This is a genomic window from Lacticaseibacillus rhamnosus (assembly GCF_900636965.1).
GTDB lineage: Bacteria > Bacillota > Bacilli > Lactobacillales > Lactobacillaceae > Lacticaseibacillus > Lacticaseibacillus rhamnosus.
Genome location: NZ_LR134331.1, coordinates 442,810 through 455,295, shown reverse-complemented (window position 1 = coordinate 455,295; position 12,486 = coordinate 442,810). Strand labels below are relative to the sequence as shown.

Sequence of the window (12,486 nt, the reverse complement as noted above, 5' to 3'; positions counted from 1 at the left end):
AGCACTCTTCATAAAAGCTTTTGCGTGTTTGATGCAATCGTCACTGGATCTGTCTTTTGTTTTGCCGAAGCAAGCGATTAAGTTCCCGTGCAATTGCGGTTGCTTGGTCCATCTCGATACGAACCTGATGACCGTGTTTGGTTAAACTCTTAATACCAATGTTTAACTGCAACATAACGTCGTAAGGATCAACCCAATCCGGATCAACAACTTGAACAGCGACCGCCGAACCAATGACCGTGACGCTTAGAATGTTCTCAGGGAGCCCCAGACACTCGTAAAGAATCCGAGCGCGTTCGCCATTTGGCGTCAACCCATACTCGTCCAACGTACCCTCATCGGTCAGGTTTAACCGTTTGCGCATTGCTTCTAAAACCTGAGCGACATCCAAACCAATGATAATCTGGGCAAAGTGTCCGTGAAGATTAAAATTTACGGCCCCTACGTGCATAAAGACACGATTGGAAGCAGTCTTATCTGGGTCCTTAACAATAACCCGAATCCGGGTAGCGCAATTAACCAAAGAATCAATATTATCTGCACCACCCAAAGCTTGGATATAGTTGTCCGCAATATCTTTATAATTCGGCTGCACTGTCATCACCTTTTTCGTCTTTACCCGCATTTATTAAGCTCAGTGTTATCGTGTCATGACGGCTACCATCATAGCCATGCAGAAAACATATCCAAACGTCAGTAAGCTCATGGGAACAATCACTTTACTCTTCGGCAGGATCGCATCGGTATTCTGAATCTGACCGCTAAACATAAGACCAGCCACAGCAGCTCCGGCGACCAGCAGATTACTTACAAACAATTGGGTGATCAGGACGCCGATCAAGATCATCTGATAAAGCCGGCGATCTGCCAGAACCTGCTCACGTATCATCCACAATGAATAACCGCACATGACGTCAAGACCCGCAACGATGGACAGAATCGCAATCGTAGGCCGTTCTTTCATGACACCAGTTATGCTCAGGCCTTCTTTGGCAGCATTCAGCATCAAAAAGAGTACATAAGCCAACGGGACGAGCGCGAGAATCAGAATAATAGTATAGAAGACCCTTTTAAGATTAAGGTGCAACAGCTGCGCCAACGATTGAAAGTAGTTACTTACTTTCCCTCTGATTGTATTCACCATGCTCACGCGTCCTCTCTTCCTGTGCTGCCAAATAATTGGCAAATCCCATGCTGAAAATATCGATAAGAAGTGTTAAATTTGCGAAGAAACGCTCGACTTTTTTGTCGGCCCCGATCGTCTTGTTGATCACGTCATAGTACAAGTTATAGTTTGCCGCTTGAGCAAGTCGATTTTGCCGAAATGACGTAAATGACACGATCTGAACACCGTTTAATTTTAAGTTATTTACCAGCTGGACAATCGTTGCATTCATGCCCTTGTACGAAATCACAATCACAACATCCCCTGGCTTGATCTTGGTGCTTGACAGTTGCATCTCGTCATGGCCAGTTGGAAACAGAAACGCAAATTTGCCGATAAGGTATAAATCGCGTTGCAGTTGTTGGGCCATGATCTGCTGCTGCCATCCAGTCGAATAAATATAGATCGTGCCAGCATTTTCAAGCGTGGCATAAATACCCTCAACATTCGTGCTCTTAAATTGGTTAACCGTCCATAACATGGACTTAACTGTTTGGGCCAAATAATCAACGTTGCTAAGTGAATCTTGGTCGCTTTCCTGCTCCTCAGCCAACACATAGCGAAGTTGGCTAAAGCCGGTGAGCCCGATTTTTTGGCAACAACGGAAAATCGCTGATTTAGAAAACAAGGATTTTGCCGCAACTTCGCTTAAGCTTGAGTTGCGGACAAACTCACGATTCTTCACAATAAAGGTCAGGATTTCCTTATCGCTTTGGTTCAAACTGGTATATTTTTGATTAATCAGGGATTCTAGTTGCACAATAATGCCCTCTCTCATGAACTGGTTTACCCGATTATATCATGTAACCGTTTACGCCATGATTTGTCGTGCAATATCGGCCATCTCTGAAAATGTAATAGTGACAGTCTTATCAGTAACTTGGACGTCTTTGACCCCGATTCCCAGAGATTTAAAGACATCAACCGAATCGACTAAATTAGGATCGTTCACTTGAACAATTAAAGTGCTACCCTGATCTTTGACGCTTTGCACATTTTCCTGCGTACCCAGTGAATCGCTAAGAAGCGCGGCGGTCTGAGACTCAGGCGTATCATCAACCGCGATTGATGGTGCAGCCGGTTGAACAGTATCCTGATCCGTCAAAAGACCTTGAATCTTTTCAAGAACTTGTGGCACATCTAGGCCAACAATAACCTGTAAGGCCTTGCCGTGATGAACCACATTCACGGCCTTATTAGCTTTAAATTCAGCATCTGGCGCCACCTTGGTTTCATCATTAACCGTCACTCGAAGTCGCGTTGCACAACTGGTCATTTCCTTGATATTATCCGGTCCGCCAAGTGCGCTCAGGTAAGCAATTGCCCTTTGTGTATACGGGTCGGAAGCCACTGAATGAGCAGATTTTTCTGCCTCCTTAGCCGCTTTGTATTCTTTCTTGGTCATAAGCTTCGCGCTTTGATCTTCCGGTTCACGACCAGGCGTCACAAAATTGAACTTCAGGATTAAGTACTTGAAGGCAACATAATAGATGGCAACGAATACCAATCCGATTGCAATTTGTAAGAGATACGTTTTCCATTGATGGTTCCAAAGAGGTATCCAGTTCTCCGAAACCCAGCCGATCAAGCCTCCGCTAAACTCACCAACAACGCCGACCGCAAACATTATGGCGTCCATCGTTGCTGCCAGAAAAGCATGCACAAACCATAATAGCGGTGCCGCAAAGAGAAAGGTGAATTCAACAGGTTCTGTAATACCTGCAAACATTCCGGTTAAGACGGCCGGTATTAATAGTGCTGCTGTCTCTTTCTTTTTTGAAGGTTTCGCTGTTGCATACAAACCTAATCCGATGCCAAGCATGCCGAAGACTTTTTCAAATCCATAACCTTCAAATCCCATTAACGGCGCTAACTCTTTGATTGGACGAGTTGACTGACCCAAAGTATTCAGATTAGCAAACCACCAAGCTTTTAATCCGCCAGATACAGCTGCAGGTCCATATTCAAATGGAATATAAATGAAATGATGCAGTCCAGTCGGAATCAATACCCGTTCCAAGAAGGCATAGACCCAGATACCGAACACCCCTGATGCTTTCATAAATCCTTGCAGCGCAGAGATACCCATCTGAACTTTGGGCCATAAGAAGCAAGTAGCAACAGCCAACGGAATCATAATAAAGAGTCCTAAAATAACAATGTAAGAGGATCCTTGAAAAGTACCCAGCCAGTCTGGCAACTTTGTGTCAAAATAACGGTTGTGCAGCCAGACAACAATACCGGCCACTACTAATGCTCCGACAATGCTCGTATCAAGTGTTTTGATACCGATAATGTTCGTAAGCCCTTGGTTGGTGGAATTGGCCACGATTGTCATTTTGGCAAAGTTCTTGAATCCAAACGCCGGTCCCCAATTCGTTAAAATAGCATTGATCATGTAGTTCCAAGAAGCATAGATAACGACCGCTTCCATTGCCGCTCGTCCCGGAGACTGCTTTGCCAAACCAATGGGCAAACCAACAACAAACAATAATGGGATGATATTAAAGACTGTGAAGGCTCCGGCTTGCAGCGTCTGCCACACACCATACCAATTCGTTCCAGGGGCAGCCATACTTCCAAAAATCTGCTCATTTGTCATCAAAATACAAATTGCAGTCATGATCCCGGCGAACGTGAAAAGCAATACCGGTGTGAACATTGCGGCACCGAATCGCTGAAGTTTCTGCATCATTGAAGCTCATCTCGCTTTCTATAATGTAAGCCCTTACTTTTCTCTTCGAAAGAAAAGGGCGAGCAATTAACAGATTCGCTTAATTCTCGTCCTCTCTACGTTATTTGGATTTTGACACAGTCAACTTATTTCAATACTGGCCAATAGTCTTTGTTTGCAATAACCATTTCATCCAAGATCGTCTTAGCAACACTTGCATCGGGTACAATCTTGCAAAGGCTCATTGCTTCCCAAAGCTTCGTATACGATTGCTCTTCAAAAGCATCAACAACGAGTTTTTCAACGCAGTTTTGTTCGGTGATAAGGCCTTTTTGGAAAGTAGCTGCCTTACCCATTGCTAAACGTTCCGGGCCATTAGCCCCAAACAAGCAAGGCACCTCAACCATCGCTTCAGGATCAATATTCTCAATGGCACCGTCATTAGGAACAATAGCTAACATTCGCTGTTTGGTATCGTAGGCAATTGCTGTACACAGATCAACAATATAAGTCGCATGATCGTCGGATTTGAAATGTGTATCTGCAGCAGTTCCTGCACCAATAATTCGATCACACTCAGAAAAGACATTTTTCTCACGATAGGCTTCTACTTCATCCGTTCGCGTGTAGTCGGGGTTTGAATGTTCAACCACGTATTGCGGATATAGATAATATTTAAGATACGTATTCGGTAGTGTTGTTGGATCTAATGCATACACATCTGCTGCTTTTTTGAAAGTAGATACCCAACTTGCCTCGGTGTCTTTGTCCTCGTCACCCAACCAATAACCCTTTTTTGCAACATATTCTTTAAGCTTTGGCATCAAATCTTTCCCAGTCTTATCCCGAACATCTGTCCACCAGCCAAAGTGGTTTAACCCGTAATACCGGAATACAAGATCGTTACGATCCTTAAGACCAACAATTTGCGCCATTCGATCCATAATACCAATTGGCATATCACAGATGTTAATAATTCGTGAATTAGGACGTAACCGACGAGTTGCCTCAGCTACGATTGCAGCTGGATTCGAATAATTAAGCATCCAAGCATTAGGTGAATATTTTTCCATGTAATCAACCAGTCCGATAACCCCAGGAATCGAACGTAGTCCATACGCAATGCCGCCAGGACCAGTTGTTTCTTGACCGACCACACCATGCTTTAACGGAATCTTCTCATCAAGTGAGCGCATCGCATATTTACCAACGCGAATCTGGGCCATCACAAAATCAACATCGGTGAAAGCTTCTTTAGGATCCGTAGTCGCTAAAAATTCGACTTCTGGTGCGCGCTCTTTCACCAAGATCTTGCAGGCATCCGCAACGCGTTGTTGGCGATGCCCATCAATGTCATAGAACTTAAGCTTCCGAAGTGGAAACTTCTCGATGTGATCTAACAACGTTAAGACAATTCCTGGTGTATAAGTACTGCCGCCACCTGCAATTAATACTGAAAATTTACGATCATCCATGATGTGTATCCTCCTATACCAAACTGGTTATTCAATCTGGATTCTTCTCTTCCCCGGGTACACATTGAGTATTATGCCGCTCAAGTCTTTATGCAAGCGTTTTCATTTAAAAGGGAACAAGTTTCGGATTTTTCGAAATGTTCCAAATAATGAAATATATTTCAGATTTGTTTTGCATCAATGCTCATAATACAGCTATTAGCTAAATTCAAACAAAAGTGTTTCATAAAATTTTTCATTTAATTCAAAAACAATACCGTTAAAACGTACTTTTCATTATTCTGTTTTCAATTATCAAAGCGATGACATAGACCAATATCGTTAACATTAGTACAGTTCCAACATCTGTTTCTTAGCTTTGTCAATCGTTTTCCAACACTGTATTGTGGGAATCGTTTCATGTGATCATCTAAACTTTAAAAACGCCTCTTGAGAACATATCTCAGAGGCGCCATGGAAACTCACTAAAGGCTCTGTTTGTTATAAGAATCAATGCATTTGAAAACGAACCAACGTCAAGCACGTAAACTTAAGATGAAGTTGAAAACCAGCTTTTCAGAAATTGTGCAACTCCATCAACCTCATTCGTATCTGTGATATACCTTGCAACAGCTTTTACCTTTGTCTGTGCATTGGCCACAGCGATGCTAACCCCTGCATACCGCAACATCTCCAGATCGTTCTCCTCGTCACCAAATGCCATTACCTGTTGGGCATTGTACCCTAACTGGTGAACAACCTTTTCGAGACCCACTGCTTTATTGACCCCTAGTGGCATTAATTCTAAAAATTCTCTTCGTGATCGAGTAACTGATACGTTCAACATCTTAATTGTGGCTTGAAGGGCATCAATCCTTAATGGTTCATTGGCGAACCCTATCTTATAGATTGGCTTCCGAGGAAAAAACTCCGCTTGCTTGACATAAGAAAACTTCATCCCTTTTGGAGCAAACGTACTGTAGCTAGATCTACCAAAATCAGTTGTTGAGTATACCGTGTCAGCACTAATATACTCTACTGGAATAGCTTCTTGCTGTGCAAACTGACCAACTGCCTCTAAGGTTTCTGCTGTCAATGTTCGGCTATAAATCTCATAACCAGTTCTGTTATTCAGAACCAATGCACCATTTAAATAAATTGAATAATCTTCTGGCTGCATTAGACCCAACTGAGCATTCAGATCGGTTAGGCCTGGAACCGGTCGTCCAGAAGCCAAGATAACCTTCAATCCCTGATCGTGCAAATGTGATAAAACCTTTGCTGTTTCTTTCGACAAGGCGTGATTTTCACGCAGGAGCGTATGGTCAAGATCAGTTGCAATGACATGTATCATTGGTATCACCTACAAAAATGAGCTATACGGTAAGTTTGCCGGATGCTTAAAACGATCATCAAAGCCACGCGGATAATGATAAACCCGCAGTTCACGGTCACTCGGCCAATCAAATTCACCGCCGATTTGCCAGATAAACGGGTGAAATTGATATCGAAATCGTTCTTTACGGTAATCATAAAGTGCCAAAATTTCATTGGGGTCACCTAACGTATTCGTCCAAACATCCCAGTGCAATGGAACAACTAGCTTTGCTTTTAAAGCTTCAGCCGCGCGTAATATATCAACAGACGTCATTTTGTCCTGCACTCCAACCGGATTTTCCGCAAACGCTAATAAGGCAATGTCAATCGCATGCTGTATCCCAACATCGGCAAAGTTTACGGAATAGTGGGAATCACCAGCATGATAGATGGTGCCCGCAGAAGTGGTTAAAAGATAAGCAACCGCGCGCTCATCCATATCCGGTATCTGTCGATCGTCTGGCACGGACATGCCGACCGGATCAGTAATCAAAATAGTACGGTCATACGAAGGCAATACTTCAATCTTAATATCCTTGACTTTAAAACTATCCCCTGGATGAACCACCTTAACACGATTCTCAGGCACTCCCCACGCTAGCCATTGATTGACGACAGCCTGGGGGCCAATTAATGGTGTCTTAAGAGCGGTATTGTTAACAATCGCAGCAGCTACATTTCGATCTAAATGGTCATGATGGTAGTGGGTCACCAGTAAAGCATCCAGAGTGGTGATACTAAATGGGTTAAACACTTGTGGCGTTCTGCGCAGATTAGGTTGAGTCTGCATAGCTCCTAGCATCCGTCGCCACTGATGACGTGGTGGATTATCCGGCAAGTCATGTGTTTGTTTGCCTGTCCCTGCCCAGAGATCAATCGCAATATTTGTCTGCTCATCATTCTTCAGCCAAATTCCCATATTGCCAAGCCACCACAGTCGCATATGACCTCGAAGAACCTTCTCGCGATCAATACTCTGATTAAGCCAGTTACCCCACTCAGGAAAAGTCGCTTTGATCCATGTATCTTCTGTCACATTTGATAATTGCTTGTCTTTAGTTGTCATAAAATCAACTTCTTAGTCTTATTTGCCCAAATTTTCAAGCTTAGGATCAATACTTTTCTTAATTGCATCCTTATCGACGAAATTAGACAGCACAATTGTCTTTTCTTGAATATCTTCTGGAATCTGATCAAACAATTCGTTGGTTGTAACGTATAAATCACCATCAGTTCCACTGACACTGCCGAGATCAACCGTTTCAACTGTCGCATCGCTTGATTTGTTTTCTTCGTCTAGAATGCTCTCGATATTCATCTTAGCAATGACACTCGAACCAACACCAAAACCGCAAACTGCAATAATTTTCATGATGAACCTCCTAAAATTTTAAAAACCCAACAGCATTCTAATTGCCTTAAGCAAATACATAACCGGTGTCCAGACTAAAGCATAATCAATATTAGACCAAGTTAATCCGCTACCATAAACTGCACCTGTCAACGGGTAAAAAAGGATAACGGCAGCAGATGAAATCATACCAGTTACAAATCCGGCGGCAATGGCCCCGCGCCACCCACCAGCTTTATTTCCAAAGACACCCATCACATTACCGTCAAAGTACATAATAATTGGCGAAGGAAAGACGATGATGGGAGCGTGAAGCACAATCGTTAGAATCGTAACTAAGATGGCGCCAATGGTTGAGCCAAGGAATCCCAACATACCTCCCATTGGTGAATATGGAAAGAATGTCGGCGCATCCAAAGCCGGTACTGATCCCGGTAAGAACTTGTCGGAAATTCCTTTAAATGCAGGAACAATTGAACCAATAAACATCCGGACGCCCGAAAGCAAAATGACGATTCCGGCAGTAAACTGAAAGCCCTGTAAAATAAGCCAGATTATCCAATTAGACCCGCCTGACAGCTTTGTGATACCCGCGGGACCGACAGCCACTCCAATGCCAATAAAGATAATTGGCATCAAGAAAAATAAAACAATCGTTGAATCTCTGAACATGCTTGCCCATTTAGGAAGCTTCAGTTTATCTGCATCTTGATCGGGATCAGCATTGCCCACCCATTTTCCAATAAAGTGTGCAAGAATTGATCCCACCTGATCCATGAATCCCAAGGTAATTTGATCATGCGTCCATTTACGCGCAAGTCTACGTGTAATTGCTGGAGAATACGTGTAATACAAGGCATTTAGCAATGTTCCGACAACAATCGTGCCCAATGCCTTGGCATGTAAAACAACTGGCAACGTTACTGCCATGAAAGCTGCGTGATATAACATCAGATGCGCCGTCAAATAGACATTCTTAAAATCTTTTCCTGGCGTCAGCCGAACGAGTAATAGATGCAGGAAAAAAGCCAGTAAGAAGATCACAACCGCATTTCGGGCAATCTCATCGAACTTAAGCACAACTCCAAATACAGCATCATTGGTCGGTAGCACGCCCTTAACATGTAACGACTTATTTAACTCTTGCACTACCGGCGACAATGAATTAATTAGTAAGCCCGCGCCTGCACCCAGTACGGTAATCCCAATAACTGTCTTTACAACACCATCAATCACTTGAGGTAGCTTCTTACGCTGCAATAAGAGACCTAATAACGCAATCAAGCCCAGAAAAATAGTCTGATTACTTAGAATTTCAAAAACAATGAAATTCAGTGCTTTCATGACCCCCACTTACCCTTCCAATATTGCCTGAACAATACGGGCAGCATCTTCAGAACTCTGCATTTGACGCAATGCCTGCATATTCGTTGAACTGCCCAAGAAATTAACAAGTTTTTGCAGTAACTTCAGATGGTCCTTACTATTGATCGATGCTAAGACGACAACAACATCAACAGGATCATTGGTTTTACTTCCGAATTTAACTGGCGTATCAAGCGTTGCAATTGCATAGCCGGTTTTAAGCACATTTTCATCCGGTTCAGCATGCCCAAGTGCTAATCCAGGCGCAATGACAATGTATGGTCCATACTTAATAACTGCTTGAATCATATTTTCGACATAAGTTGCTGTGATACTACCGTTATCAAGTAGTGGCTTGGCTGCCAATCTTAATGCAGATTGCCATGAATCTGCATGAACGTTAATTTGAATGTCAGATGTATCAATTTTAAAGTCAGCCACTTTGTTTATCTCCTTTCATATGATATAATGTTACACGATTCGTCAATATTTAAAGTAACGATTTTACAAGGGAATTGTAACCCCTTTCATTAGCAAAAATCAAGCATTTGATTTCGAGGTGACAACATGAACACATTTGACAGTCGTATTGCCCAGGTTTATTCCGCTTTAGGTGAAGCAAGCCGCCAAGTAGCAGACTATTTCCGTCACAACTACGCTAAAGTAGCTAACTCTTCGTTACGGAATCTGTCGGATAAAATTGGTGTGTCGACAGCCACCATCTCGCGTTTTGCACGGCAACTCGGTTTTGCTTCATTTGATCAACTAAAACTAGCCCTGCTTAAAGAAATTGACAACACAACTAATGGAGATGTCGAAACAAATGACAATTCTTTGGCCAGTGCCCGAAAAACTGTCAATGCTAATATTGCCGCGCTCGAAGGCACCCTATCATTCTTAACTCAGGACCAAATCGATCACAGCGTCAATTTGTTGTTGGACGCAAATAAAGTGGCTTTATTTGGATTGGGGAGTTCAAATGTTATTGCAAAAGCGGCGTATCACACTTTTCTACGATTGCCATTAACACTTATTGCCGACAACGACTATCACATGCAGCTAATGAGCGCAAACAAGCTTACTGAACACGATGTTGCGATCGTTATTTCTCATACTGGCAATGACACAGACATCCTGGCACTCGTGGATTTATTATCAGCCCATCAAGTACCGATAATTGCTGTGACCAGCTATGCCACCTCGCCACTCGCAAAAAGAGTATCGGATGTTTTCTTTTCAATTTCCGAAGATACTCGCTATCGATCTGATGCGCTAATTTCAATGACGTCTCAGCTTGCGATTTTTGACGTCCTTTATACCGAGCTTGTCCGACGAATGGGTCTTCAAAGTGAAAAGACAATTGCATTGGTTCATCAAGCAGTGGCACAAAAGCATCAGTAATACTATTTCCCATATCATTAGGAAGTCACCGACTTTACAAAATATCCTATAAGATCAAGAAAAAGCTCTAGGTGCTGCCGTTAAAAATGCGGCTACCTAGAGCTTCTTGGTATATGTGAGCTCGGCTAGAGCAAAAAATACTGAGCTTAATTTTCGCCTAATATCGGTATTGCTTGAATGGGTTGAGCTATTACTGCCTCACCACTAGTTACAAACCTTAAAAATGCATTTTTTTCAACAAAGCCTGTCTTCGATTGCAAAACATTGGCCATACCTGCCGCCATACCGTATCGAATAACGTCCAGTCCCTGCTTTCCCTTAGCAACTGCATATAGCATTCCACCCACAGTCGCATCACCAGATCCTTCAGTGTTAACTGCCTTTTGTTGCGAAATTTTTAACTTGAAGTACTGAGGAACATCAACGCCTAATTTGGCAATACCTCCTTGAGAACCCATTGAGACTAATATATTGGGAATGTTTTGGAAGATCGGCTGTTGCAACGCATGTAAAACTGCATCATCTTCCTCTGGCACGACAATTCCCAAAAGCTCACCAAGCTCATCATTGTTTGGCTTGATATAGTCAGGAGGCGCGCTACTGCTCAAGACCGAATCCAGAGCTGCTCCCGAAGTGTCTAAGATAATCTTCGCGTCTGGATTGTTGATCCTGATTTGTTCAATCAATCGGATATAAAAATCGTCAGAGAGATCCTTTGCCAACGAGCCGTTGATCGAAACTCCTTTCAAGTTGTGATGTCTTGAAACTTGTCCTAAGAGCTCCTCAGCTTTAGTCGCAGAAATAGACTGCCCCAACTCATTCAGTTCCGTCTTAACCCCGCTATTGTCAATAATTGTATAACAAAACCTTGTTGCTCCAGACACCCGAATCATTTCATCTTTGACATTGTATTGGGCCAAATCATGAGCAATTTGGTTCGCGTTCTCACGACCTAAGAAACCTGTAGCGGCAACAGCTTGCTTGTCCTCAGACAAAATCGAAGCAACACGGGCCGCATTTATTCCTTTGCCACCAATTGTTTGATAGTGTTCCAGTTCCCGGTTTGTCGTTCCCAAGTCAAATGAACCAGTCTTATAAACCAGATCAATTGAGGGATTCGTTGTAATTGTCAGTAACATCCTCTTCAGCCCTTCCCCACAAGCAATTTCGTAGCAGTCTGTAAGATCTTTAATTCTTGTCGTGACGCCTTTGAATCCGTGATTAAACCGTCAAAATCTTTTAGTTCTGCAAAACTAAAGGAATCTCCTTTTCCAAACTTAGTATGGTCAGCAACGATATAGTTTTTCTTACTACGCTTCATAGCGGCTTTTTGGATATTTCCTTCATCAAAATTGGATGTTGTCACTTGGTTTTCAAAAATACCATTTGTACTGATAAACGCTAAATCAAATAAATAGTTGCTTAATGTCTGTTCAGCAATCGTACCAACGAACTCATTCGTTGTTCTATGATAAAAGCCGCCAGTTAGAAGTACATTAATATCCTTGCTCACCAAATATCTAAAGATTAAGTCAGAATTTGTGACGTAGTTGATGTCTTTTGTCTTTGGCAAGAAATCCGCGGAAGCATAGATTGTGGTTCCTGCACCAAGAAAAACAGTCATTTTAGGCAGGATCAATGAACCGATTATTCGTCCCTCAATTTTCAAGTCAAGTGCAACGATGATAACGAATTCTTG

The 12,486-nt window shown here is 42.7% G+C and carries 13 protein-coding genes; 1 reads left to right on the top strand and 12 read right to left on the bottom strand.

Annotated elements, in window-relative coordinates:
* Nucleotides 1–40: 40 nt before the first annotated feature.
* The 10 genes from EL173_RS02250 to EL173_RS02205 form a co-directional block, all read right to left on the bottom strand.
* On the bottom strand, nt 41–625 hold the full coding sequence (locus EL173_RS02250; RefSeq protein WP_005691523.1) for a PTS sugar transporter subunit IIB: 585 nt from the start codon (nt 623–625) through the stop codon (nt 41–43).
* Nucleotides 626–640: 15 nt separating this feature from the next.
* Entirely contained in the window at nt 641–1,144 is a 504-nt protein-coding gene (locus EL173_RS02245) for a hypothetical protein (protein ID WP_005691521.1), read from the bottom strand.
* Nucleotides 1,113–1,925 (bottom strand): MurR/RpiR family transcriptional regulator, encoded by an 813-nt coding sequence (locus EL173_RS02240; protein ID WP_014571107.1) that lies wholly within the window; start codon nt 1,923–1,925, stop codon nt 1,113–1,115. The genes EL173_RS02245 and EL173_RS02240 overlap by 32 nt, the downstream gene beginning before the upstream one ends.
* 51 nt (nt 1,926–1,976) lie before the next feature.
* The gene (locus EL173_RS02235) at nt 1,977–3,860 is read right to left on the bottom strand and encodes an alpha-glucoside-specific PTS transporter subunit IIBC (protein WP_005691517.1); all 1,884 of its coding nucleotides are present in this window, start codon (nt 3,858–3,860) and stop codon (nt 1,977–1,979) included.
* Between the two features lie 125 nt (nt 3,861–3,985).
* Nucleotides 3,986–5,314, bottom strand: coding sequence for a 6-phospho-alpha-glucosidase (locus tag EL173_RS02230; RefSeq protein WP_005686274.1), 1,329 nt, complete (start codon nt 5,312–5,314; stop codon nt 3,986–3,988).
* 529 nt (nt 5,315–5,843) lie between these two features.
* Nucleotides 5,844–6,647 (bottom strand): Cof-type HAD-IIB family hydrolase, encoded by an 804-nt coding sequence (locus EL173_RS02225; protein WP_005686272.1) that lies wholly within the window; start codon nt 6,645–6,647, stop codon nt 5,844–5,846.
* Nucleotides 6,648–6,656: 9 nt separating this feature from the next.
* Nucleotides 6,657–7,736: an L-ascorbate 6-phosphate lactonase gene (ulaG, locus tag EL173_RS02220; protein ID WP_005686271.1), complete on the bottom strand. Its 1,080-nt coding sequence runs from the start codon at nt 7,734–7,736 to the stop codon at nt 6,657–6,659.
* Between the two features lie 18 nt (nt 7,737–7,754).
* Nucleotides 7,755–8,042, bottom strand: coding sequence for a PTS sugar transporter subunit IIB (locus tag EL173_RS02215; RefSeq protein ID WP_005686269.1), 288 nt, complete (start codon nt 8,040–8,042; stop codon nt 7,755–7,757).
* Nucleotides 8,043–8,060: 18 nt separating this feature from the next.
* The gene (locus EL173_RS02210) at nt 8,061–9,374 is read right to left on the bottom strand and encodes a PTS ascorbate transporter subunit IIC (RefSeq protein ID WP_005691515.1); all 1,314 of its coding nucleotides are present in this window, start codon (nt 9,372–9,374) and stop codon (nt 8,061–8,063) included.
* Entirely contained in the window at nt 9,375–9,827 is a 453-nt protein-coding gene (locus tag EL173_RS02205) for a PTS sugar transporter subunit IIA (protein ID WP_005685052.1), read from the bottom strand. It lies immediately after the preceding gene.
* Between the two features lie 126 nt (nt 9,828–9,953).
* Between EL173_RS02205 and EL173_RS02200 the strand changes: the two genes are divergently transcribed.
* The gene (locus tag EL173_RS02200) at nt 9,954–10,787 is read left to right on the top strand and encodes a MurR/RpiR family transcriptional regulator (protein ID WP_005691513.1); all 834 of its coding nucleotides are present in this window, start codon (nt 9,954–9,956) and stop codon (nt 10,785–10,787) included.
* Nucleotides 10,788–10,933: 146 nt separating this feature from the next.
* On the opposite strand, the gene EL173_RS02195 is transcribed toward EL173_RS02200, so the two are convergent.
* A complete protein-coding gene (locus tag EL173_RS02195) occupies nt 10,934–11,926 on the bottom strand; it encodes a 1-phosphofructokinase family hexose kinase (protein ID WP_005691511.1) in 993 nt (330 codons plus the stop codon).
* Nucleotides 11,927–11,931: 5 nt separating this feature from the next.
* Entirely contained in the window at nt 11,932–12,456 is a 525-nt protein-coding gene (locus EL173_RS02190) for a DeoR/GlpR family DNA-binding transcription regulator (protein WP_241969345.1), read from the bottom strand.
* Between the last annotated feature and the right edge of the window lie 30 nt (nt 12,457–12,486).

Coding starts and splice junctions, on each gene's coding strand:
- EL173_RS02250 (WP_005691523.1), bottom strand. CDS start 625: ATGCGGGTAAAGACGAAAAAGGTGATGACAGTGCAGCCGAATTATAAA.
- EL173_RS02245 (WP_005691521.1), bottom strand. CDS start 1,144: ATGGTGAATACAATCAGAGGGAAAGTAAGTAACTACTTTCAATCGTTG.
- EL173_RS02235 (WP_005691517.1), bottom strand. CDS start 3,860: ATGATGCAGAAACTTCAGCGATTCGGTGCCGCAATGTTCACACCGGTA.
- EL173_RS02230 (WP_005686274.1), bottom strand. CDS start 5,314: ATGGATGATCGTAAATTTTCAGTATTAATTGCAGGTGGCGGCAGTACT.
- EL173_RS02225 (WP_005686272.1), bottom strand. CDS start 6,647: ATGATACATGTCATTGCAACTGATCTTGACCATACGCTCCTGCGTGAA.
- ulaG (WP_005686271.1), bottom strand. CDS start 7,736: ATGACAACTAAAGACAAGCAATTATCAAATGTGACAGAAGATACATGG.
- EL173_RS02215 (WP_005686269.1), bottom strand. CDS start 8,042: ATGAAAATTATTGCAGTTTGCGGTTTTGGTGTTGGTTCGAGTGTCATT.
- EL173_RS02200 (WP_005691513.1), top strand. CDS start 9,954: ATGAACACATTTGACAGTCGTATTGCCCAGGTTTATTCCGCTTTAGGT.
- EL173_RS02195 (WP_005691511.1), bottom strand. CDS start 11,926: ATGTTACTGACAATTACAACGAATCCCTCAATTGATCTGGTTTATAAG.